Annotated in this window: 25 protein-coding genes; 15 read left to right on the top strand and 10 right to left on the bottom strand. The window is 63.8% G+C overall.

Annotated features, from left to right (window positions below; all coding sequences use genetic code 11):
* The first annotated feature begins 56 nt into the window (after positions 1-56).
* The 4 genes from GY769_03560 to GY769_03575 all read left to right on the top strand — a co-directional run bounded on the left by GY769_03560 (position 57) and on the right by GY769_03575 (position 3,871).
* Complete coding sequence (locus GY769_03560; protein MCP4200990.1) at positions 57-605, top strand: hypothetical protein; 549 nt, start codon at positions 57-59, stop codon at positions 603-605.
* Positions 606-674: 69 nt separating this feature from the next.
* Positions 675-1,856, top strand: a complete 1,182-nt coding sequence (locus GY769_03565; protein MCP4200991.1) for an esterase-like activity of phytase family protein — start codon at positions 675-677, stop codon at positions 1,854-1,856.
* 104 nt (positions 1,857-1,960) lie between these two features.
* Positions 1,961-2,821 (top strand): MBL fold metallo-hydrolase, encoded by an 861-nt coding sequence (locus GY769_03570; GenBank protein MCP4200992.1) that lies wholly within the window; start codon positions 1,961-1,963, stop codon positions 2,819-2,821.
* A gap of 342 nt (positions 2,822-3,163) precedes the next feature.
* Complete coding sequence (locus GY769_03575) at positions 3,164-3,871, top strand: hypothetical protein (protein MCP4200993.1); 708 nt, start codon at positions 3,164-3,166, stop codon at positions 3,869-3,871.
* Between the two features lie 223 nt (positions 3,872-4,094).
* Here GY769_03575 and GY769_03580 read toward each other — a convergent pair whose 3' ends face one another.
* Entirely contained in the window at positions 4,095-5,546 is a 1,452-nt protein-coding gene (locus GY769_03580) for a PQQ-dependent sugar dehydrogenase (protein ID MCP4200994.1), read from the bottom strand.
* 190 nt (positions 5,547-5,736) lie between these two features.
* On the opposite strand from GY769_03580, the gene GY769_03585 reads away from it, so the two are divergent.
* The 3 genes from GY769_03585 to GY769_03595 all read left to right on the top strand — a co-directional run bounded on the left by GY769_03585 (position 5,737) and on the right by GY769_03595 (position 9,573).
* On the top strand, positions 5,737-7,653 hold the full coding sequence (locus tag GY769_03585) for a hypothetical protein (protein ID MCP4200995.1): 1,917 nt from the start codon (positions 5,737-5,739) through the stop codon (positions 7,651-7,653).
* Positions 7,654-7,997: 344 nt separating this feature from the next.
* Positions 7,998-9,125, top strand: coding sequence for a PQQ-binding-like beta-propeller repeat protein (locus GY769_03590; GenBank protein MCP4200996.1), 1,128 nt, complete (start codon positions 7,998-8,000; stop codon positions 9,123-9,125).
* 43 nt (positions 9,126-9,168) lie between these two features.
* Entirely contained in the window at positions 9,169-9,573 is a 405-nt protein-coding gene (locus GY769_03595; GenBank protein ID MCP4200997.1) for a hypothetical protein, read from the top strand.
* A gap of 30 nt (positions 9,574-9,603) precedes the next feature.
* Here GY769_03595 and GY769_03600 read toward each other — a convergent pair whose 3' ends face one another.
* The 3 genes from GY769_03600 to GY769_03610 all read right to left on the bottom strand — a co-directional run bounded on the left by GY769_03600 (position 9,604) and on the right by GY769_03610 (position 12,741).
* A complete protein-coding gene (locus GY769_03600) occupies positions 9,604-10,617 on the bottom strand; it encodes a hypothetical protein (GenBank protein ID MCP4200998.1) in 1,014 nt (337 codons plus the stop codon).
* Position 10,618: 1 nt separating this feature from the next.
* Positions 10,619-11,824 carry a thiolase family protein gene (locus GY769_03605; GenBank protein ID MCP4200999.1) on the bottom strand — a complete coding sequence of 402 codons (1,206 nt, stop codon included), beginning with the start codon at positions 11,822-11,824 and terminating at the stop codon, positions 10,619-10,621.
* A gap of 344 nt (positions 11,825-12,168) precedes the next feature.
* Complete coding sequence (locus GY769_03610) at positions 12,169-12,741, bottom strand: hypothetical protein (protein MCP4201000.1); 573 nt, start codon at positions 12,739-12,741, stop codon at positions 12,169-12,171.
* Positions 12,742-12,852: 111 nt separating this feature from the next.
* Between GY769_03610 and GY769_03615 the strand changes: the two genes are divergently transcribed.
* Entirely contained in the window at positions 12,853-13,911 is a 1,059-nt protein-coding gene (locus tag GY769_03615) for a metallophosphoesterase (protein ID MCP4201001.1), read from the top strand.
* Here the strand turns inward: GY769_03615 and GY769_03620 are convergent.
* A complete protein-coding gene (locus GY769_03620) occupies positions 13,865-15,580 on the bottom strand; it encodes a DUF3592 domain-containing protein (protein MCP4201002.1) in 1,716 nt (571 codons plus the stop codon). The genes GY769_03615 and GY769_03620 overlap by 47 nt on opposite strands.
* 138 nt (positions 15,581-15,718) lie before the next feature.
* On the opposite strand from GY769_03620, the gene GY769_03625 reads away from it, so the two are divergent.
* Together GY769_03625 and GY769_03630 are read left to right on the top strand one after the other, a co-directional pair.
* Positions 15,719-17,263 (top strand): hypothetical protein, encoded by a 1,545-nt coding sequence (locus tag GY769_03625; GenBank protein ID MCP4201003.1) that lies wholly within the window; start codon positions 15,719-15,721, stop codon positions 17,261-17,263.
* 25 nt (positions 17,264-17,288) lie between these two features.
* The gene (locus GY769_03630; GenBank protein ID MCP4201004.1) at positions 17,289-18,818 is read left to right on the top strand and encodes a hypothetical protein; all 1,530 of its coding nucleotides are present in this window, start codon (positions 17,289-17,291) and stop codon (positions 18,816-18,818) included.
* A 21-nt stretch (positions 18,819-18,839) separates the two neighbouring features.
* Here GY769_03630 and GY769_03635 read toward each other — a convergent pair whose 3' ends face one another.
* The 3 genes from GY769_03635 to GY769_03645 all read right to left on the bottom strand — a co-directional run bounded on the left by GY769_03635 (position 18,840) and on the right by GY769_03645 (position 19,794).
* Positions 18,840-19,004, bottom strand: a complete 165-nt coding sequence (locus GY769_03635) for a zinc ribbon domain-containing protein (GenBank protein MCP4201005.1) — start codon at positions 19,002-19,004, stop codon at positions 18,840-18,842.
* 92 nt (positions 19,005-19,096) lie between these two features.
* The gene (locus tag GY769_03640; protein MCP4201006.1) at positions 19,097-19,519 is read right to left on the bottom strand and encodes a hypothetical protein; all 423 of its coding nucleotides are present in this window, start codon (positions 19,517-19,519) and stop codon (positions 19,097-19,099) included.
* On the bottom strand, positions 19,516-19,794 hold the full coding sequence (locus GY769_03645; GenBank protein MCP4201007.1) for a hypothetical protein: 279 nt from the start codon (positions 19,792-19,794) through the stop codon (positions 19,516-19,518). The genes GY769_03640 and GY769_03645 overlap by 4 nt, the downstream gene beginning before the upstream one ends.
* 78 nt (positions 19,795-19,872) lie before the next feature.
* Here GY769_03645 and GY769_03650 point away from each other — a divergent pair, with 78 nt between their 5' ends.
* Together GY769_03650 and GY769_03655 are read left to right on the top strand one after the other, a co-directional pair.
* Entirely contained in the window at positions 19,873-20,355 is a 483-nt protein-coding gene (locus GY769_03650; protein ID MCP4201008.1) for a GGDEF domain-containing protein, read from the top strand.
* 81 nt (positions 20,356-20,436) lie between these two features.
* A complete protein-coding gene (locus GY769_03655; protein MCP4201009.1) occupies positions 20,437-20,655 on the top strand; it encodes a hypothetical protein in 219 nt (72 codons plus the stop codon).
* A gap of 151 nt (positions 20,656-20,806) precedes the next feature.
* Here the strand turns inward: GY769_03655 and GY769_03660 are convergent, their stop codons facing one another.
* On the bottom strand, positions 20,807-21,217 hold the full coding sequence (locus tag GY769_03660) for a pilus assembly protein PilZ (GenBank protein MCP4201010.1): 411 nt from the start codon (positions 21,215-21,217) through the stop codon (positions 20,807-20,809).
* Positions 21,218-21,448: 231 nt separating this feature from the next.
* On the opposite strand from GY769_03660, the gene GY769_03665 reads away from it, so the two are divergent.
* The 3 genes from GY769_03665 (at position 21,449) to GY769_03675 (ending at position 22,602) form a co-directional block, all read left to right on the top strand.
* Positions 21,449-21,952 (top strand): hypothetical protein, encoded by a 504-nt coding sequence (locus GY769_03665; GenBank protein MCP4201011.1) that lies wholly within the window; start codon positions 21,449-21,451, stop codon positions 21,950-21,952.
* A 78-nt stretch (positions 21,953-22,030) separates the two neighbouring features.
* A complete protein-coding gene (locus tag GY769_03670; protein MCP4201012.1) occupies positions 22,031-22,327 on the top strand; it encodes a hypothetical protein in 297 nt (98 codons plus the stop codon).
* Between the two features lie 5 nt (positions 22,328-22,332).
* The gene (locus GY769_03675) at positions 22,333-22,602 is read left to right on the top strand and encodes a hypothetical protein (protein ID MCP4201013.1); all 270 of its coding nucleotides are present in this window, start codon (positions 22,333-22,335) and stop codon (positions 22,600-22,602) included.
* Here the strand turns inward: GY769_03675 and GY769_03680 are convergent.
* The coding region (locus tag GY769_03680; protein ID MCP4201014.1) for a hypothetical protein at positions 22,599-22,807 on the bottom strand (209 nt) is incomplete at its 5' end. The genes GY769_03675 and GY769_03680 overlap by 4 nt on opposite strands.

The raw sequence follows: 22,807 nt of genomic DNA on the forward strand, positions 1-22,807 counted from the left end.
ATCCGGGAGCCGGCCCCAGGGCCGGCACGCTTTCAATCACTGGAAAGGAGACACATATGAGAAAGATCCTGATTTGCGCAACCATGGTCGCCATCGCGCTCGTGACTGCCGCGCCGTCTCAGGCGGGCGCCGACGCAGCCAGCGTCTTCGAACAGCTCAAGACGCTCCAAGGCACTTGGACGGGCACCCCGGAAGGGAAGGGAGAAGAGGCTTCCGCGGAGGCCGAGAGAGTCTCCGAGGTGGTTCACGAGTTTGCGGTCTCGGCCGCCGGTACGGTGGTCATGGAAACGATGGGTCCCGGCTCGGACCACGAGATGATCAACATGTACCACTTGGACGGCGACGATCTGGTCCTGACACACTACTGCGCCGGCGGCAACCAGCCCCGGATGCGTCTCGACCGAGAGGCCAGCAGCGCGGACAGCTTTGTCTTCGAGTTCTCCGGTGGGACCAACCTGGATCCGGCGGTCGACGAGCACATCCACTCGGCCAGTATCCGAATGCTGGAGGACGGCCGCCTCGATAGCGTCTGGCAGGCGCACTCCGGGGGCGAGCAGGTGGGTGAGATGGCGTTTCATCTGTCCCGATCCGGTGCCGAGCAGTAGTGCATGACCATTGACAACTGGTAGATTTGGTTACGTGGATCGCCCAGGAATAGGAAGGAGCTGTAGGGAATGACGAAGCTGATGAGACCAACCGGGTTCGGATTGATCGTCATAGTGGCCCTCGCCGTGTTGCTGGTGTCGCCGGCGGCTGCAAAGCCCGCCAGAGATGCGGGAGGCGCGCAGACCGTTGTCGAAGTCGAGTTCCTCGGGGAAATCGTCGTGCCGACGGGCACGGTCTTCGACGGCACGGAGATCGGCGGCCTGTCGAGCATCACCTTCGACGCTCGCCGGAACGTCTACTACGCGCTATCCGACGATCAGGGCAATCGGCCGACGGCGGACCCCGTCCGGTACTACACCGTTGCCATCGACCTGGCCGATGGAACCCTGGATGCCGGGGACGTGGAGTTCGTTGCCGTCACTCAGCTGTTCGAGAGAAGGAAGATACCGTTCCCGCCCGGCGGTCTCGATCCGGAGGGTTTCGTGCTCGGTCGCGCGGGATTCCTCTTCATGTCCTCGGAGGGGAACATCTTCGCGAATCCAATCATCGACCCGTTCATCAAGCGCTACAACCGGAACGGACGCGCCACCGCAAACCTGCCGATCCCGGACAAGTACATCCCGAACGGCATCGACAAAGGCGTGAGGTTCAACCTCTCGTTCGAGAGCCTGAACGTGACGCCCGACGGACGCAGCCTGATCACGGCGGGCGAGGGCGCACTGTTCCAGGACGGGCCTGCCTCCGGCTTCACGAATGGCAGCCTCGCACGCATCCTCGTCTATGACCTGAGGAAGCGCAGGCCGATCACCGAGTACGTGTACGAGGTGGCGCCGTGGGCGGAGCCGTCGGCGATCTTTGGGGTAAACGGGATCGTCGAAGTCCTGCCGATCGACGACGTCGGGACCATGCTGGTAATGGAGCGATCGTTCTCGGTCGGAGGTGTCCTCGGTGGCGGCACCGGAAACGTAGTCGTGATCAACGAGATCTCGACGCAGGGCGCGACCGACGTCTTGGGCATCGACGCCCTCTACGACGGCGGTTCTCCCATCGCCTTCACACCGGTATCGCAGCGGGAGATTTTCGCATTCGACGATCTAAGTATCCCGATCGACAACATCGAGGGGATGACGTTTGGCCCGCCTCTACCTGACGGGCGGCAGACACTGGTCATCGTCAGCGACAACAACTTCTCCGCCGGGCAGTTCACTCAGTTCGTCGTGCTGGCCTTGGACGTCGCCCCGGTGGAGTGAACCGGCGGAACAAGCTGCACGCAGCATCGGGAGGTCCGCCCCTGACGGAGAGATCAATGCGCATTGGATACGCTGCCCCTCTGGCCTTGCTACCGGCCCTTTTCTTGACACCCGTGCTGGCCCAGGTTTCGCTCCAGGAACCGGAGATCTCGTTCAAATCCACCGAGCTCGTCCCGGGCCTGTACATGCTCGAGGGAGAAGGCGGCTTCGCCGGCGGCAACCTCGGCCTGCTGATCGGTGAGGACGGCGCGGTGCTGATCGACGACGGCCTGCCGCCGTTGACGGACGAACTGCTGGAGGCGATCGGCGAGCTGACCAAAGAGCCACTCGAGTTTTTGATCAACACTCACGTCCACGGTGACCACATCGGTGGCAACGAAGCGCTCGCCAAGGCGGGCGCGACCATCGTCGCCCACGACAATCTCCGCCAGCGTTTGCTCACCGACGGGATGACCACCGCCGCCGGCGACGTGCCGGCACCCGAGGACGCCCTACCGGTCGTGACCTTCTCCGACTCGGTCACCTTTCATCTGAACGACCGGGGGGCGCGCGTGTTTCACGTCGAGAACGCCCACACCGACGGCGACGCGGTCATCCACTTCCGTGATGACAACGTCATCCATGCCGGGGACGTCATGTTCAACGGCTTGTTCCCGTTCATCGATCTCGATTCCGGCGGGAGCGTCGACGGCTACGTCGCCGCGCAGGAACGGATTCTCGCGCTCGCCGATGACGCGACCCAGATCATTCCGGGGCACGGCCCAATCGCTACGAAAAAGGACCTGGCCACAGCTGTCGCCATGCTCAAGGACGCTCGTGCACGCGTGCGTTCTCTAGTCGAGGCGGGGAAGACCGAAGAGGAGATCCTCGAAGCCAACCCGCTGGCCGACTACCACGACGACTGGAACTGGGGTTTCATCACTACCGAGCGGATGACCAAGACACTGGTCCGGGCATTCGAGTAGAGAGGGGACACAATACGTAATGCCCGCAGGGCTGTAGCTCTGGCGGGCGTTCGGGCCGGAGCTCTCCCTCGTGGCCAGCGGTTCGATGTGGACGATGCCGTCGGAGCGGCGTCGTAGGTGGCGGTCGGCGGTTGCCGCGTTGCGTGACGTGGTGTGGTACACCCGGCACGACGAGCCTGGGCAATCTCGGCATCCTCTATGTAGGACGCCGCTCTATTACGTATTGTGTCCCCCAAAGGATCCTTGCGCGGCGGGCGTCTTATTCAGCAGGAGCGGTACGTGGGGCCGCTTCGAACGAATGAGCAAGAACCCGCATCGATCAAAAGGAGAGGAGAAAACCAAATGAGAAGTGCAAAGGTTCAAGTTTTTGCGGCCGCCCTGGTTGCCTTGGTCGCAGGAGCCGCGGCTCCGGAAGCATCGGCCAAGAAGCTGGCCGACCAGTTCATCAGAATCGAGATCAACAGTACCGACGGCGACGCCGGAATCCACATCTTTCTCGACGGCGTGGGCTGGGACTCGATGCAGCTCAAGGGCCCGGACGGCAGCGTGCTGTTCAACGTCCTGGCCGAAGGCAGCGTCGGCTTTCAGGGGATCACCGAGTTCTTCTTCGAGAGCGCCGAGCCCTCGTTCGACGAGCAGCCGCTCGAAGAGCTCTTGGAGCTCTTCCCCGAAGGGACCTACCGATTCAAGGGGACCACGACCGAGGGCAAGAAACTCAAGGGCAAGGCACGGCTGACACACGTTCTTCCGGACGGTCCGGCACTGGTTTTCCCGGTCGATGGTCAGGCCGTCGACCCTGACAACGCGGTCTTTGAATGGCAGGCCGTCGCTGACCCGCCGGGGGGCGAGATCGTTGGCTACGAGGTCATCGCCGGATGTGAAGGGGAGGACTTCGTGGACTACACAGCGGAAGTCGGTGCCGACGTCAACAGCGTCACCATTTCGCCGGAGATCCTCGACCAGGGAGGGACCGAATGCAAGTGGGAGGTGCTGGCGATCGAGGCGGGCGGCAACCAGACCATCTCGGAAAGCGAGTTCGAGATCGAGTAGGCGCGCGTCCGGGGACACAATACGTAAGGTCCGAGAAAGAACAGCGTGCGAAAGGACTCGAGACCATGATTCGAAAGTCACTTTGCGTCTTGACCGGGATTGCGTTCGTAGCGGGAGCCATGGGCTGTGCCATGCCCGACGAAGGAGCCGAGAAGGGAGTCACCGGTACCGGCAAAGAAGAACAAGCGATCGCCGCAACCAGAGTCTGGCTGGTCCCCTTACACTACGGCGGTGTCTGCTGGAGCGCGGGATCGATCTCGACGGTGAGTAGACCCGCGACGGTCGTGCCGTTTCGCAAGGTCACCTTGTTTCCGACTCGGAGCGTCAGGTCACCGCCCGCTCCCACGGTGAAGTTGGGGCCGAGTGTGATGTTGCGACAATGCTCGATGATCTCGGTTCCCATCACCGCGTCTTCGCTGAGGAGAAGATCGGGGCAGGGGACGAAGCCGACAGGCCCGTCGACGCGAAAGATCTCGCCGCCGAGGTCCACGATGTAGAGGTTGCCGAAGCCGTCTTCGCCGAACGAGACGATCTGGTTGATGCTTCCGACGTCGGGCACGAAGGCCGTCGTCCGGTCCGTTAAGTTCGCTCCCGTACCGGCATCGATGGACCAGATTCGCTCGTTCACGAAGTCGGCAAAGAAGTACTTGCCCTCGATCTCGGTTTCGGGGCCGCGGTAGACGTAGCCACCGGTTACCGAGTTGCCTTGGCTGGCACCGCTACCGTGGGCGTAGGCGTAGAGCGGGTCCACGTTCCCAGGCGGTGGCGGTCCGCCTGCGCAATCCGTGGCAGTCGGCGTCGGGAGCTCGCCTTCGCGCAGATCCCAGCCGTAGTTGTCGCCGCCGTTGTTCGAGGCCGGCTGGAAGTTGATCTCTTCCCGGGTGCTCTGGCCGACGTCGCCGATGTAGAAGTCACCGGTTGACCGGTCGAAGCTCGAACGGAACGGGTTGCGCAGGCCGTAGGACCAGATCTCGTCCGCGCCGGCCTGGCCGACGAAGGGGTTGCCGGGAGGTATGCCGTAGTTCCTGTCAGGGTCGGTCGGAAAGTCGTCTCGGTCGACATCGAGGCGCAGAACCGAGCTCAAGAGAGTGTTCGTGTTCTGGCCGTTGTTGTCTGGATCGCACTGGCCGCCCCCGTCGCCCTGAGGAACGTAGAGGAGCCCGTCCGGCCCGAACCCGAGCCAACCCCCGTTGTGGTTGCCCGCGGGCTGAGGGATCTCGATGATGGTCAGCCCGCTGGTCGAGTCCGCCAGGTCCGGATTCGTCGAGTCTCGCGTATAGCGTTCGACGACCGTCCGGGAAGGGCTGCTGGCGAAGTAGTAGACGTAGAAAAAGCCGTTGACGCTGTAGTTGGGGTGAAATGCCAGCCCCTGCAGTCCCTCGCCAGTGACGCCCGAGACGGTCAGGAACGGTGTGGCGTGGAAGGTTGCGGTCGTCAGCTCCATGATCCGGATGTTGCCGGTCAGGCGCTCGGTGACGAAGACCCGGTTGAAGTCGTCCGGAGGGGAGACGACATATGTCGGACTCGCGAGACCGTCCGCGATCCGCGTGGTGCCGACGGTCTGCGCCGCGCCGGCTGGGCTCCAAAGGATCGGAAGGATCAGGATGATCAGCACGCGGGCCAGGGTCGGCCCGAGTCGATAGACAGATTCCGAGCCGTGTCTTGAACGCTTCATCAGCACCAATATCCGAAAAACTTGCAGATACTACTCGAGGGATCAGAGTGCTAGGAATTTCTTTCCGAAGCGGCGGAGCCCGGAAAGGGCCAGCCGGGCACGCGGGTCGTTTCAGCGGACCCCTATCCAGCAGGGTGGCGGCCCCGGTTCGCGTCGTTGGTAGCCTCTGGGAGCAGGGAGGACTGAAGCCATGGCCAACTTCTTGACCGATAACGAAGATCTGCGCTGGTACCTGGAGAAGGGCATCGACTGGAATCCGATCGTCGAGGCCTGTGAGTTTGGCCTGGAGCTTCAGGATGGCTTTCGCAGTGTCGAGGAGGCGCGCGACTTCTATCTCGACATCGTGACGATGTTCGGCGAGTTCGTCGCTGAGGAGATCGCCCCGCATGTGGACGAGATCGAGCGCGAGGGTGTGCTGTTCGAAGACGGTGAGGCGAAGTTCCCGCCGCGGCTCGAGGGGATCTTCCAGCGGATGCGCGAGCTCGACGTGCACGGCATGTCTCTGCCGCGGGAGCTGGGCGGCGTCAACGCCCCGGTGCTGCTCTACAACATCCACAACGAGCTTCTGGGTCGAATCGATCAGGCGGTGATGACGCACTACTCGTTCCACGGCGGCATGGCGCTGGCGATGCTTGCGCTGTCGATCGAGGAGGGGACAACCGAGTTTGATCGCCAGAGCCTGAAGATAACGCGGACACGCTTTGCCGAAGGGATCGACGAGATCGTGCGCGGCGAGGCTTGGGGTTGCATGGATATCACGGAGCCCGACGCCGGCAGCGACATGGCGGCGCTACGAGCGATCGGAGAGCAGAACCAAGACGGCGACTGGATGTTGACGGGACAGAAAACCTTCATCACGTCCGGCCACGGCAAGTACCATTTCGTCATCGCCCGGACCGAGGAGGCCGAGGAAACCAACGACCCATTCGCCGGCCTCGGCGGACTGTCGATGTTCCTGGCCAAGACCTACGACGACGTCGACGGTCGGCGCATCAGGCACGCCAAGCTCGACCGGCTCGAGGAGAAGCTGGGGCACCACGCGTCGGTGACCGCCTCGCTCAGCTTCGAGAAGACGCCCGCCCAGCTGGTGGGTCGGCGCGGTGAAGGTTTCAAGCACATGCTGACCCTGATGAACGGGGCGCGGGTAAGCGTCGGTTTCGAGTCGATCGGGCTGTGCGAGGCCGCGTACAGGGCGGCGCGAGACTACGCGGCCGAGCGACGCTCGATGGGTAAGACCATCGATCGACACGAGATGATCGCCGACTACCTGGACGAGATGCGCACCGACATCCAGGGTTTGAGGGCGCTCGCCATGTACGCCGCCGTCCATAGTGAGCTTGAGGAGAAAGAGCGCCTGCGGCTGCGTTTCGTGCCACCGGCCGACGAGCTCGAGCAAAAGCGACTCGAGCGACGCGTCAAGGGGCACCAGCGCCGAGCGCGGCGAGCGACGCCGCTCTTGAAGTATCTGGCCGCCGAGCGCGCTGTCCAGATGGCCCGGATGTGCCTCCAGATGCACGGTGGCAACGGATACACGACGGACTATGCGGCCGAGAAGCTCTTGCGGGACTCCCTGGTGCTGCCAATCTATGAGGGCACAAGCCAGATCCAGGCTTTGATGGCGACGAGGGACACGCTCAACGGGATCGTCAAGAATCCTCAAGGATTCGTGCGCCGCCGAGCTCAGGCTCAGTGGCGGTCGGTCTCGGGTCGTGACTCCCTCGAGCGTCGGGTGGCCAGGGTGCAGACAATGTCCTTCAGCGCCCAGCAGCATCTGTTGACTCGGCTGGCGGGCAAGAAGTTCCGTTCTCTTCAGGGCGCTTCCCTGGGCTCCCGCACCAAGGCTCTTCTCAAAGACTGGGACCCGAAGCGCGACTTTGCGCGTGCCCAGCTGCACGCGGAGCGCCTGACGGCTCTCATGGCGGAAGCTGCGATCTGCCGGATTTTGTTGGACCAGGCGTCAAAGCACCCCGAGCGTCGGGAGGTTCTGGCTCGCTACCTCGAGCGCGCCGAGCCCCGATGCCGTTTCCTCGCCGACCAGATCGACTCGACCGGCGGCAGGTTGCTGGAGCAGCTGGCCGAGTCGGCGAAGGAGCGGACGGCGAGCTAGGCCCTGTCCGGCGGGTGCCAGATAGGTGCCAGTGCTTGGGCCGGTGCCGGGCATGGCTTCAGACACAGAGATGCTCGCGCAAGCCACCGGCCGTCGGGGGTGTACGATGACGGGTGAAGGAGCGCTCGTTCGGACTCTTTGGACGTAGGTAGATGATCCTCTCTATCGCTGGGGGAGCCCGCGAGCCTACCGCCGCGGGAGCGACGCCATCGCACTCTCCATCGGCGGCCCTTCTGACTGTTGCACTTCTGCTGATTCCCGCCCTCGCGCCTGCTGCCGAGTGGCCCCAATGGCGGGGTCCCCGAAGCGACGGCACCGCATCCGGACCCTTCTACACGGGAGAGATGCCCGATCGCCTCTCGCGGGTATGGGAGCGCGAGATCGGTGAGGGTTACTCCGGACCGGTCGTCTCCGGCGACCGCGTCTGGGTGGAGTCGCGCCAGGGCGACAAGGAGGTCGTTCGTTCCCTGCGCCTCGCCGACGGCAAGGTCCTGTGGGGGCAATCTTACGAGGCCGCGTTTCGCCAGGACGACTCCGCTCGAGCTCACGGTCTGGGCCCCTACTCGACTCCCGCTCTCGCCGACGGTCGGCTATTCACCTTCAGCGTCAACGCCGTACTCAGGGCCTGGGATGCCAACACCGGAGCGCTGCTGTGGAAGAAGGCCTCGTCCGACGAGTTCGATCCCAGTTTTCCCTTCTTTGGCGCCGCCGCCTCGCCCCTGGTGTGGAGGGATCTCTGCATCGTGCACCTGGGGGGACACGAGAGAGACGATATCGACGCCCCCAGCGTCGGTGCGATGGTGGCGCTCAACGTCTCGGATGGTCGGGAGATGTGGCGCTGGAGTGGCGACGGCCCGGCGCTGGCTGCCTCGCCGGTGATCCACCAGCTCGAGGGCGGGCCGCATCTCGTCTTCAAGACGAAGAAACTGATCGTCGGGCTCGATCCGCTCACCGGCAAGGAGCTCTGGCGCAGGCCGTTTCGCGTGCCCATGGACAACACCATCGTGACGCCGCTGCTCACTGGCACGATGCTGCTGACCTCGGACTACGACACGGGAATTCTCGCCTGGCAGATCGTGCCGAACGGCGAGTCCTGGGATGTTCGTCCGCTCTGGAAGCACCGCGAGGTTTCGCTCTTCATGAGCTCGCCGGTGGTGGCGGGGGACCTCGTCGTCGGTTTTTCGCATTTTCGCAGAGGGCAGCTCTTCGTGCTCGATCCCGAGAACGGAGAGGTCTTGTGGCGGGGCGAGCCCCGGAGCGGCGAGCACGCGACCGTGATTGCATGGGGCAGTCAGGTGCTGGTGATTCAGGAGGACGGCATGTTGCTTCTGGCCGAGGTGTCTCGCAGCGGCCTGGTCCCGATCAGGAAGTACGGGCTGGGAGAATCGGTGGCCTGGTCGCACCCGGCTGTTGTCGGCGATCGGCTCGTCTTTCGGGACGGCAGCCGGCTGGCGGTGGTCCGGTTGAAATAGGAGCGAGGCGATTTCGCACGCCGCGGGCTGTTAGGCTCGCGTCGTGGCAAGCCGCAGACGGAAGAGTCTCGAGATGCTACGGTCTGAGCACCAGCAAGCCAGTCTCGAGCATGCGGCCTGGAAGCGCGACGTCGAACGCTGGCGGATCTCCTACCACCAGGCTCTGAGGGCCTGTGCTCAGCGCTTATCCTCGGGGCTCGAGCTTGAGAGCTTCGAAGCCGCACTCGATCGGCACGAGGCGGCGATGGCCGCTCACGAAGAGGCCCTCCGCCGCCACGAGACGACGCTCGGACTCGAGCGAAGGGTCGAGATCGGATTGTCCGATGATTCGCTGGACTTCCACCAGGCAATGGAGTCCCGCCATGCCCGCTCCAAGGCTTCTCACGAGCAGCTCGAGCGATCGCACCGCGCCATCCTGGCGGCCCTGGAGATGCTCGGAAGACGATAGGGAAACGCCTGTGGATCGTCGGAAACGGCCCTATCCACCCGACTGTGCGTCGCGGCGCACCGATCTGGGGAGCCGATCCAGCTTGAAGATGGTCGTGAACTCGCGGTTGACGCTGATCCAGAGCTTGCCCGTGATGATGGCGTTGGTGAGCGCCTCCTTGAAGCTCATCCAATCGACCAGCAGCTTCGGCTCCGAGCAGAGCATGACGAAGTCGGCCTCTGCCCCGGTCTCTTCCTCGACCACCTCGAGGCGGCCGTCGTCGATCTTCAGGGTAATGCTGCCGGCTGCAGTCTTGACTTCGATCGCCCGCCGCCAACCCGCCAGGTTGTGGCGCGCCCGGGGGCTCGCCTCCACGCCCGAGGCCAGCTCTTTGAGCATCTCGACCGCGCGGGCGAAGGCGTTGCGGTCCTCGTCGGCCGGCTCGCCGACTTCGGGCTCCAGCGGTTCGGAGAAGTCGAGGTCGCTCTCGAGGAGCGGCGACTTCGCCTGCTGTTCCGGAGTGAGCTCCGCGCTTGGAACAGCGAAGATGTCGGTCGGCTTGCCCTGGCGTTCGTCGCGGAAAACGATCTTCACCGGTGTGCCCTTCTTGAAGATGAAGGGAGTCAGGACTCCGCGGGTGGTGTAGACGTGGATCGGCAACGCGGTGTCGGCCCCTTCGAGGGTCACGCGGCCGCGCCCGAAGGGCACCCATGACTGGAACAGCGAGTGGGCGAAGTAGGTGATCGGGGGTGTCGAGTTCATCACGCCGTGGTCGGGCATCTCGACCGGGTTCATCTCCGCGAACTCGCAGTCCGGGCACATGAGGGCAAAGGGTGGCACCCGGACGGTGCCGCAGCTCGGGCACTTGACGCCATGAATCCTGGCCTCGTCCCGCAGGGCGAGGAAGTAGCCGGAGAACTCGCCCTTGGTGCGTTTGTAGAAGGTGAACATCGCCTCGTTGGTCTGCAGGTAGGGAGTCCCGTCCACCTCCACGACCTCGGAGGCCACGGGTGGGTTCATGTGCTCCGGAATGACCCGGGGAACGTCGTTTTTTGTCTCGGTCATCTCACTCGCTCCTCTCCAGAACCATCGCCACACCGTACTGCGCCACGGTCGAGCCGGTGCCGTGCACCAGCCCGCGCTCGAGCTCGCGCTCGATCATTTCCCTGCGCGCGCTCCAGCAGGAGAACATGTTGGAGCCGCCGACGAAGTGACCACCGAATGTAAGCCCGCCGGAGGGATTGACCAACACCTTGCCACCCGGCGTCATCACCTCGTCCTCGATCAGGGCGTCGGTGTTGCCGACCGGCACGAATCCCATCTCGCCCATGGTGATCTGGAGCTGCTTGATGAAGGCGTCGTGCAGCTCGACCACTTGGATCTCGCGCAGCGGATCCTTCACCCCGGCCATCTCGTAGGCCTTGTGCGCCGCGATGTGATCCGACCAGATTCGGCCCATGTACTTGTGCTTCTCGTAGTCGGGCCCGGCAACGCTGTGCTCGTTGCTGGCGCCCAGCCCGGTTACCCAGACCACCGGCAGGCCGGCGTTGGCGGCGATGGCCTTGGCCTTGTCCTCGGAAGCGAAGAGCACGGCGCCCGCCCCCTCCGTGTAGACGCACATCTCGAGGAGCTTGAACGGGTAGACGACGTAGCGTGAGTTCATCGCCATCTCGGCCGTGACCACCTCGTCGCGGCGCTGGGCGAAGGGATTGTTCTTGGCCTGCTGGCAGAGGATCTCCGAGATGCGCGCCGAGACCTCCGGCTTGAGGTCGTCGGGGTGGTCGTCCATATAGGCCAGGACCACCTCGGCGTAGCTGTCCGACGCGGTCCAGCCCAGCTCTCGCTCGAAGAAGGTGTCGGCGGACCAGCCGATGGTCTTGATGACCTCCGGGGTCTCGGTCATCGACTCGAAGTCGAAGCAGTCGGTCGCTCGCTCGACTCCCAACGCCAGCACCGTGTCGTAGAGTCCGCTGGCGATGAATGTGTAGGCGGCGAGCATGGCGTAGGCTCCGGTGGCGCCGCCGTTGGTCACCCGCAGCCCCGGTTTGTTGGTCATTCCGATGATCCCGTGCAGCGGGTGCTCGGGGATCGCGGAAAGCTCGAAGATGTCGTTGTAGATGCCGTAGACCACCGCATCCACGTCCCGAACGCTCATGGCGGCATCTTCGAGACACGCCTTGACCGCCATCTGAGAGAGACCGTAGTAGGTCCGCTCCATCCAATGGCTCTTGCAGGGCGTGATCCCGGCGCCGACTATTCCCACTCGTCTCATGCCTGCGACCTCCTCGGGGTCGGTACGAGCCCCGGATACAAAGCAGTTTGTGCCTGTTGCCTCATCCGCCTCGTTGGCGGTGAGCCGTTGTCCGCCCGTCCACAAGGCCTGCGAGGCCCGGCGGGTTGATGGACGCTACGTGTTCGATAGCACGACGCGGTATTCGTTGCACCACCCGGCTGGGTGGGCGGCTCGCTGGCGGATCTCCCAGGTCTCGAGGCCAGTCTCGAGGTGCCAGCCACTCATCGGGTGGCGCAACCGCACTGCCATGCAAGGTGCCAGCCTCTTCTAGAGACTTCTAGAGAGGGGGCTCCACGCTGGCGGGCACCCTCCGCCGGGTTCCGTCAGGTCGCCGACTCCACTCGTTCCTTTAGCCCGAGCAGGCACTTGCGCATCATCCAGATCTCGAATGTCTCCAACAACAGCACGGAGAGGGGGCCACCGGCCCGCCAGCGCAGCCGAGTCACGAGACGTGTGTGCTGTCGATCCTGCGGGTACAACCCCCAGGCCCAGGTGAACGCCCCCGGGCGGCCGGGGTAGCGGCCGACCGCGAGGAGCATGAAATTGTCGGGCTCGAGTGCCAGGACCTTGGCGTCGGCGACGTTCGAGAGGGGAATCTCATCGCCGACCTCGAGGTTCTGAAACTCCGGCAGAATCCTCTCCGCACTGGGGACTCCGTCGTGGTCGAGGCGGTCGTAGCTGTAGAAGCCGGCTCGCAGGTATCCAATCTGGACGATCCAGGGCCAGATTTCGTCAGGTCTGCCTCGGATCGTCACGGCTCTTGTGGCATTGAAACCAGGCTCCGAAATGACCTCGTCGCCGGGCATGCGACGGGCTATCTCCTGCTCAGTAGCACCCCAGTTACGCTGCCAGGGTCGGTACAGGAACTGAAAGAAGGCTCCCAGTCCAGTAGCCAGGACGACGAGGAAGACAAGGGCTCGGATGAGGGGCTTGCGCATTCGGCAACCCCAACGTTACCTCGGAACGTGCGGTCACCGAGAGGGGCCCGGCGCTCATATGATGTCGCCGTGCCTCGCCTTCGAGTCCTGCTGGTGGCCGACACCCACCTCGGCTTCGACCTGCCATATCGGCCCAGGGTCGAGCGGCGTCGGCGCGGCCCGGACTTCGTTGCCAACTTCGAGCGCGCGCTGGAGCCGGCACGAAGGGGCGAGGTCGATCTGGTGGTTCACGGTGGCGACCTCCTCTTTCGCAGCCGAGTCCGCCGGGAGCTCGTCTACCGCGCCTTCGAGCCGCTGATCGCGGTCGCGAACGGCGGCGTGCCGGTGGTGGTCGTGCCGGGCAACCACGAGCGGTCGGCGATCCCCTACCCGCTGCTGGCGGCTCACGGTCGAATTCACATTCTCGACCGGCCGCGGACGGTTCAGCTCGAGGCTGGGGGCTGCCACGTCGCGGTGGCGGGTTTCCCCTTTCAGCGCGAGAACGTGGAGGCGGAGTTTCCCAGACTGGTGGGAGAGACTGGATGTCTTGACACGCAGGCCTCGATCCGGCTCTTGTGCCTCCATCAAACGATCGAGGGAGCACGGGTCGGCCCGTCCGGATACACCTTTCGTCGGGGAGCCGACGTCATTCGCGGGCGAGACATCCCGCCAGGCCTTGCTGCGGTTCTGGCTGGGCATATTCACCGCCACCAGGTCCTGACCGCCGATCTAGCGGCCCGGCCGCTGGCGGCTCCGGTGCTCTATCCAGGCTCGATCGAGCGGACCAGTGCGGCGGAGCGCAACGAGCCCAAGGGATACATGACCCTGGACGTGGGGGCGGACGACCACGGCGGCTGTCTCGAAGACTGGTCCTTCAACGAGCTCCCCAGCCGACCGATGATCGATCTCGAGATCCAGGTCGGGGGGCTGAGCGCTCAGCGGCTGCGGAATCGCTTGGAGCGTTTGCTGGCGCCCGTCGATCCGGACGCCGTGGTCAGGCTCAATGTGCTTGGGCGCCCCGATCCCCGGGCGGCGGATCTTCTTCGGGCCGAGAGCCTGCGCTCCTTTGCGCCGGCGACGATGACGCTCACCCTCCGGGGCTTCACGAAGGCATCCCGGGCAGTACCCGGACCTCGAACTCCTCGTTGACGTCGGGCCAGTAGCCGATGTCGCCGTGCAGTTTGAGGGTCCATCGGATGGAGGTGTCTCCCTCGGAGGAGGCCGGTGTCTCGCGGGGCACCGTGAAGCTCACGCCGCCGTACTCGAGCGGCAGTTCCCGCCCACGATCCAGGATGGTGATGGCGGGGGTGTCGAGCGGCTTGGACTCGATGCGGATGTTCGAGTCGCCGACGTGGGTCTTGGTCTCTGTCGCCTCGAGCCAGATCTTGAGGTGCCGGATCCGGCTCGCGGCTCCCCTGAAGGCCCACTCGAGCTGTGCCGACTCGCCGATGCGGAGGGCACCCGGTGTGAGGTGGACGCGAGAGCGCGGGTTGAGGAGTGCCAGAATCGAGTAGGGGATACCGCTGAGCAGGAGGAGGCCGACGAGAACGAAGGGTGTCAGGACGATGGCGACGATCCATTCCGGGTTTCCCGCCCGCCAGCTCTCGACGACCTGCCAGACGAAGATCGACAGGAAGCCGTTCCAGAACAGCGCCACGACGCTCGCGCAGCCCAGCTTGCCGATGGGCCCCATCTTCGGTTCGAGCGCGAGCGGGCCGGCAAGCTCCTGGCCGGCCGACTCGCCCGAGCTCCAGCCGACGCTCGACGCGTCGGTCGGGCTCGTAGGTACCGCCCAGGACGGGAGTGCGGCATCCTTTTTGGCGGTTCGCAGAGCCTTGATTGCGAAAGCAAGCCCGCCGATTCCGACAAACGCGAAGAGGAGCGGCACCAAACCGAAGAGATAGTCGCCGGTGAAACCTCGCTCGATGACCGCTTCGAATGGGTCTTTTGGGTTGACGTAGCAGAAGGTGTTGGTACCGGCGGGGAGCGCGTCGACGATCTTGGCCTTGCGCTTGTAGCCGCTCGAGGACCCGCCCATGAACTGATAGCGATTCGCTCGATACTCGCGTCCCTCGAGCTCGTAGCGGAACAGAACGTCGATGCTGTAGGTGGCGCCGTCGTCGCCGGGGTGCGTCCGCACCCCGCTCGAAACGATCTCGCACGGGGTCTCGGTCCAGGACCGGGCCTCGACGACCTGGAGGGCGGGGCGGAGGAAGAAGGGGACCAGGAATCCGACGCCGAAGAGCGCGAAGCCGCCGGTGAGAAAGACCATCGCTCCGGCTGCGAGTCCAGGGCGGGCTCTTGTCGGAATCGAACCTCGATCGAGTGGCGCCTCCTCCGTGCCGGAGCCGAAACCGCGGACCAGCCAAAGGCCACCGGCCCCGGCGGCGACGAAGACCAGGGGCACCAGGATCCAGAAGCCCTCCCAGAGGTTGGCACGGCGTAGATAGGACCGATCGGGCTCCTCCGGGTCGATCCAGCACCGCGCCTCGCTGCCCGCGAGGTAGCGCCCGGCGAGAACCGCGGCTTCGGAGGCCGTCTCGGATCCGCTATAGGCGTGGCGGTAGGCGTCTCCGAGGTGCTTGTCACCGCGGTAGTGATAGCGGTACGAAACCTGAAACTCGGTGTCGCCGTACTGGGGCCGCTCGACCGCCTCGGACGAGTCGATCGTGCAGATCGCCTCGTCCCAGAACCAGGTGTCCAGGCCTTGTAGCCAGTCGATCGTGACGGCGACCGTAGCAACCACCCCCACGAGGGTAAACGCCCCGAGCAGAACGATCTGAACGAGCGCGGCCGCACGCATGGGTGATCTGGACACCAACTGAAGCTCCGAGAACGGTGGAATACTATCGGGTCTTCTGTCCCCTGAGATCCCCCACTCCGCCGGTCTGGCAGAAAGCGACGCCGACTCTCGCTTACACTAGGCCTCTCAACACAACCTACTGAAGGGGAAAGTATGAGGTCACTGGTCGGAATCTTCCTGGTCTTCTGTATTCCAGCGGGCGCCATGGCCGACTCAGACAATGTCGGAGTTCCGGATTCGGGTGTCGAGCTCGGACTCGGCTGGGACTCTCAGCTGGCGCGAGTCGTGTCCAATCGGTGCATAGAGTTCGCGCCCGTTCGGGAGCAGGGACAGACGCTTAACATGACGCTGTCGGAGGTGTCGGATACTTCTGACGTCATGGACAAGCTGAACGTATCGGCGGGCATGTCCATCCGCACCATGTTTGGATCTGGCAGTGCCCAGGCCGAGTTCGCCACGACCAGCAAGGTCAACAGCTCGAGTAATTCTCTGTTGATCCGGGCGACTGTGGCCAATGGCGTGTTGTTCGTCGGCCCGTCGCGGCCGCTGGTGCCGGCTCGCACGGCGTATCCGCCGGTTGATGCGCAACCGGCGGCCGAGCGAGAGTCGATGTGGTTCCTCGACGAAGACGGCCTGCATGACCAGATCGTTCTGACCGGGGAAGCGGCGGACATTCTGGGCGACGGCAGCGCCAGGGAGATCAGGGAATTCGAGCGCCATTGCGGTGACTCGTTCGTGTCGGCGATCTATAGCGGTGCCGAGTTGATCGCCATCAGTTCGTTCCAGTCGACCAAGTCGTCGGTCGCGAAAGCCGTCAAGTCCAAACTGGAGGGAGAGTTCTCAGCGTTCGGCGTGCAAGGCGACGTGACGGCAGAGATGAGCGCGGAGGAGAAAAGGGAGGTAGCGAACACGCAACTGGAGGTGAGCTACACGCAGATCGGCGGAGCCGGCGGCATCATTCCCACTGAAAAGGCCGCCTTTATCAACAAGCTCGAGACCTTGCCGCTCGAGGCGCTGAAAGGGCCGCAGTTTCATACGATGGACATAACGCCCTACACCGATCTTGCCGATTGGCCGCAACGCATCTCTTTGGAGGTTGGAGACGATCCGATCGAAGCCGGGCTGACCAACTACTACTGGACGTTTACCTCGATCGACGGCTTGCTCGAGGAGATCAAGAAGAATCAGACCGGCTACGGTATCGAAGCGGATCGTCTCGAGACACTCGAGACCCTGCAGGACACGATCGGTCAGTACCGTCAGGGCATCTATCGCATCCTGCAGCGCACCTATGCCCTGGCGGGGAAGCAGTCCGAGTACAGTGTGTTCTTTGGCCTTTTCCAGCGACGAGATAAAGACCTGGAGGCAAAACTCGAGGCATTGGAGACCGACAAGAGGACCCTGCATCAGCGGCTTGTCGACTTCAGCTTTGGCGTGGAGAACCCGAACCTGGTCAAGCTACTGTTACCCGTGCCGGGCTCCGCAGCGGACGCCGTCAGCCACTACATCGCGCCACAGTCGCGCCGCGTTTGCAGGACATCTCCGGTGTCGGGAGAGTGTATGACCAACAGCATGCTCACGGCGCTGCTCTCCTGCGTTCCGAGCGCACCGGATTGGATCGTGCCGGATCGCACCTGCTGGCAGTTGCCGCTGGCCGAGGTGGAGCGAGACAGGGTCGGCGACCGGGCAGGTGGCTAGTTCCCGCCGTTACGCGAAGCCGCTCGTGCTCGTACGCGTAGCCACGCTCTGTGGTTTGTTGCTGGCGGCAGTGCCGAATGGCGTCGCCGCCTATAACTCCGAGGAGCACAAGTGGGTTACGGATAGAGCCGTAGCGCAGCTCCTGCAATCGGTGCGACCACCGTCCGGTACCTGCGATACCTGTGATGTCCGCTTGGAAGAGCGCGACATCTCCGAATCCATCAGGGAGGCGAAGACCCTGGCGGTGGGCTCCGCCACGAGCGGGAGCCTCGACAAGACCCAGACGGGTGTTCAGGACAACTGCTATTGGCGATTCTTTCTGCAACTCCAGTACAACAAGAACATCTGGGTTCCGAATCAGCTGGCCGGGCCGACACTACGAATCAAGACCCATGTCGGCTCGGACACCGCGTATTTCAGCCTAGGGCAGCTCGTCGCGCTGTACGGAGACTACCGGCGCACGACGTACTGCCAGGATGACGGCTGCCATCTCACGCATTGGAGCAACGCGAAGCATTTGAACTTCGGCAAGGGCTCACACCCCAAGTTCTGCCCGCCACAGCAGGAGTTGGGCCAGTACCTTGGGTTGATCGGCTCGGGCCTCGTTCCTCCGGTCGGAAGCCTCGGCAATGGCACCGGCAATACCGCCGGCCACGCGGAACATTGGGAGGCCGGTTGGTGGGGCGATGAGATGATGCGCGTCGCAAACGTCAATGACTGGCACTTCTCGAAGGCCGCGGTCGCTTGGTACGTGGGCATGCATCGGTTGGCCGTGTACTACGCCGCTCTGGCGCAGATCGATCGCCGAAACTGGGGCCGCGCTCTCCACTACGAAGCCAATGCGCTGCACAGCCTGACGGACCTCTTCGCGTTCGGGCACGTCGTCACCAACCGCGATCGCACCGCTTTCAACATCATGAAAAGCAAAAAACTGCTGTCTTACCCCGCGTTTCAGTGGATGGAGCAAGTGCTCCGGATAGGTGGTGGTGTTCGCGACGGAGAAGGCGAGGTCTTGCTCGAGCCGACTCTCCCCGAGACCGTCGACACGCAGCACGACCAGGATGAGCTGCTGTTGAGCTATGTCGGAAGTTGGGGACGATATGCAGACTTCGAGCGACGTTTCCACGACGAGTTCAACAGAACGGGTGCATATGTCTACAATCTGAACGGTCAGCGATTCCGGATCTTCGGAGATGGGAAGCTGCGAGACTCGGATCCGGAGACGATACGGATCATCGCCAGCGCAGTGCGGACCTCGGTCGAGGACCTGTTTCTGGTGCGTAGAGAGTTGCAGTCTGGTCCGGCTGTGAAGAAGATCGAGAGGATTCGCAAGAGTGGGGCCGCCTACCTGGGTGCACTCAAATACGTTCCAGTCTTCGTCGACGCCGACTACAACGGGTACTTCAACGGAAGCTGGGCTCTCTACGCGAACTTCGTCAACGAGGTTTCCGGTGCAAAGAAAGCAATGAAGGACCTCGACAGGTGCCGGATTCCCTATCTCTGGGGCAAGACCTATCGGTGGCCACCGGTACTTAGGCCTTGTACCACCTGGTAAGCGCCGACGCCCCGGTGGGGGTCAGCTCTTCTTTGACGTAACGGCCACCACGCGGCTCCAGATGCGCTCGATATTGCTCTTGCGGCAGTCTGGACACAAGACCTCGTGTTCACCGTGCTCGGCCATCGTCTCTACGACCTCGAACTTCTTGTCGCAGTCGAGACACCGATACTCGTAGACAGGCACAGGCCACCTCCTCTGGATTTTCAGACTCGTCGAAACCCGCCGGCGCAGCAACACCCGTTTGGGTGGCTTCGATTTGCGGGGCGGGTCGGCCGTTATCCGGGCGGCTCCACGCGGTCGGGAAAAACGAAGCGCTCCCGCGAGCGCTCGGATTCCAAGAGCTCGGGCGAGTAGTAGCGCGCGAGCAATCGGCTGGGCCACTCGAACAGGTCCGCGTTGCCAGCCTCGAACTCGGCCCAGGACTCGCCCTCACGCTGGCGCTCGCGGATGAGAAAGAAGTAGGCCCAAGTGATCGTCTCGTGGTAGAGCGCGGGCACATCGTTGGCGACCGCCAGCTGCTTGATGTTGGCGACGAAGCGATCGAGGGCCTCCGTCGGCGTGAAACGCTGCAGATAGAGCCACGCGACCCGAATATGGTCCGCGTGCCGGAACTGGCCCGGTCCGAGGGCAGCCCGGTCGAAGCCGCGCAAGAGCTCCTCGTCCGTCAGTCGAACCGGCTGCGACACCGAGGTGGTCACGTTTTCTCCTCCAAGCGGTGGCTCGCCGTGGCATCCAAGTCCAGCCCGTAAACCGCCTTCAGTTGCTCGATTTTGGCCAGCGTCTCCGGGCTGAACGGCGCTTTGCCCTCGAATGCGTGAAGGACGACGCCCTCGAGAAGATCGCCCAGGGTCATGTCGAGGTACTCGGCCAGTGCCTTCAGAACCTTGAGGATGCGCTTCTCGACGCGGACACCTGTCTGCACGCGTTCGACGAGGAGAGATTGAGAGGCTGCTGTTATCTTGGTCTTCGTCATAGTGGTACTTATGTACCAAGATAACGCCCCCTTGTCAAGTGGTCGGCTGGGAATCGATGCCCCTCATTCCAGGTCTCGATCCTGGACGGGCTGACCCAGATTCACAACAAGCGCTATCTGTCCGAAGTGCTCGAGCGCGAGGTAATTCGGGCTCGGCGGCACAGTCGGCCGGTGAGTTTCATCCTGCTCGACATCGACCACTTCAAGCGCTGTAACGACGAGCATGGCCATCTGGCCGGCGATGCCGTCCTGAGGCAGCTGGCCGGGCTGCTGGCGAAGAGAATTCGCCGAGAGGAAGTCTTTGCCCGTTACGGCGGCGAGGAGTTCGCGCTGATCCTGCCCGAGACCAAACTCGCCGGTGCCAAAACCCTGGCGGAGAAACTGCGCAGAAGGATCGAGCGCCACGCCTTCGACTACCTCGGAGAGGAGATTCGCATCACCGCCAGCGCCGGCTGTGCTCAGTTCGAGCCCCAGGACGAGACGGCGCTCGATCTGGTGGAGCGCGCCGATAAGAAGCTCTACGAAGCCAAGAACAGCGGCAGGAACTGCGTCTCCGGCTGATCGCCCGCCCGATAGGAGGATTGGATCTCATGGAAGAAAACGAGAACCTCGCCAAGGTGAAGGAAGTCTACCGACGCCGGCTTGGCGGCCAACTGGAAGATGCAGCACTACACCCCGGATCGCTACATAGCCGACGGCGACTGGGTGGTAATGCTCGGGACGACCAGGTGGGAGAGCCGTAGCACGGGAAAGGTCATGGACACGCCGAAAGCCGATTTCATGGAGTTCCGGAATGGTCTGGTGGTCAAGTTCCTCGAGTTCTACGACACTGCCGCGGTGATCGAGGCGAACACGCCCTAGCTGGAAGAGGCTGGCTCCAGAAGCCCGACGGTGGGGCCGAGGGTCAGGGTCGCCGCGTGGTGCTTCAACCCGTAGAACTGACGCGCTCGTAGGCCGTTCGCCTCCAGGAGATTCGATGCCGCCAGAGGTACTGCCACCAGAGGTGCTGCCGCTAGACGTGCCAGCGGCTTGTTGCCCCGATCCAGGCATTGAGGGCTTCGGACACCTCCTCGGGCAGATCCAGGAACTTCAGGCCCATTCCGGGACCCTTTGGGTCGCCCTTCGAATACTCGCGCTTCCAGACGACCTCGCATTCACACTGGGTAACCGTACCCACCGGGGCAGGGAGCGGAATCTCCAGACGATAGCGAGTGCCCGGCTCCCGCGGGCTGGTGGCGTCGATTCGCATGCCCGCTGCGCTGATGTTGGTGGCGTATCCGAAGAAGGTTCGCCGCTGGCCTGGTCCGGCGTTCAGCACGAGCAGGGGATGCTCCAGTTCTTTACGGGGAGGAGGCTGCGGCGCGTTTTCGCTCGGTACAAGGCCTGTCGATGTCTTGGTCGATTCTGAGGTTCTCGAAAGCATCGTTGCTCCTTTTGCAGATTCCCCGGTCGAGAATGCCCCGGGCGGTGAGGGATTGCAGTGAAGAATTAAACAACCGTGCCGAGAAGACCCGAGAGATGGGCATAGCGGGGAGACTCGGTCTCCGAAACCAAGCCGATATGCGAGCCGGCCGAGCCCTTCTTTTTGCCGTCCTTTGCCTGTCGGGCGACGAGGACGCGGCAGACTCACCCGGGTAGAGTCACCCGACTGAGCATGAGTGTCGACGGATTCCGCTTCTTAGACGGCGCGACCCGCAGGGTCATGCGGGCCTGGCTCGACCGCGAGCCGGTGCCCGAGAGCGTGCCCTGGGCTCCTCTCGAGAAGCCGCTCGCCGAGGCGCGGGTTGCCCTGATCTCGTCGGCCGGGATCTCCCGCCTCGAGGATGAGCCCTTCGACCAGGAAGCGGAGCGCCGGAACCCGTGGTGGGGAGATCCGACCCACCGGGTTCTGCCTCGCGACGTTGCCACCGATGAGGTCGGCATCTTCCACCTGCACATCGACCCTCGGCCCGCGTCGAAGGACTTCGACTGCCTGATGCCTCTGCGGCGTCTGGAAGAGCTGGTCGAGGCGGGCGTGGTCGGATCCTCGGCGTCCGACCACTACTCGATCATGGGCTACATTCTCGAGCCGGAGCAACTGGTGGAGGAGACGGTGCCCAAGGTCGCGAAAGCGCTGGCGCGGGATGAGGTCGATCTGGCGCTGCTGGTTCCGGTCTGACCGTTCTGTTGCCGGTCGGTCGGACTGGTCGCGCGCGGTATCGAGGCGGCCGGTGTTACGACCGCGGTGCATTCGTGGATGCCGGAGTTGACGGCGGCGGTCGGGGCTCCGCGGGTAGTCGGAATAGGGTACCCGGGGAGCCTGCCGTTCGGTGAGCCGGGGGACGCGGAGGGCCAGCGAGCGGTGCTTCGGGCATCGCTCGAGGCCGCTGCCAAGCTCCGGGAGCCCGGTCGCCGACTCGACCTGCCCTTCGAATGGCCGGAGAAGGCGCGCATCCCGCGGCCGCCGAAACCACCTCCGATCACGCGCGCGATCATGAAACGGCCCTGGCTCTTTCTGAAGTTGCTCAAGGGCGAGATCCCCTCCCACCCCTAGGGGTGTTGAAGCGCCCGACCATCGGAACCGCCCTCGAGGCTCACGCTGGAGGCGAGGGTCTGATTACCGCCTTGATTCACCGCGGCTGGTATCCGGGCGAAGCCGGCCTCGAAGCGGCCCGACGGGAGAATCGAGCGAAGGACGCCGAGATCGAGCGTCTGCGCCGGGCCAACAACAAGCTCGGCCACTGGCTCGACTCGCTGGAGCGTGTCGTTTTCGGCATGGCGGCAGGCTCCTCGGGAGTCCGAGTCGCGGCGGTTGGATCGGGTGACTAGGCTTCGGGTCGAATGAACAGCATCCCCTCGAGCAGGTCGGCGAGTTTGAGAACCTGATCGCCCGATAGGCCGCCGGTGATTCGGCGGACGAAGAGGCCGATCGCGCGGTTGGCGGCATTGACGCCCACCGTCGTCGCTTTCTCGGCGACGAAACCGACTTCGAGTGCACGGACGGGCTTGAGGAAATAGGAATCGAGGCAGGCCT

The sequence above is a fragment of the bacterium genome (assembly GCA_024224155.1).
Lineage (GTDB): Bacteria > Acidobacteriota > Thermoanaerobaculia > Multivoradales > JAHEKO01 > CALZIK01.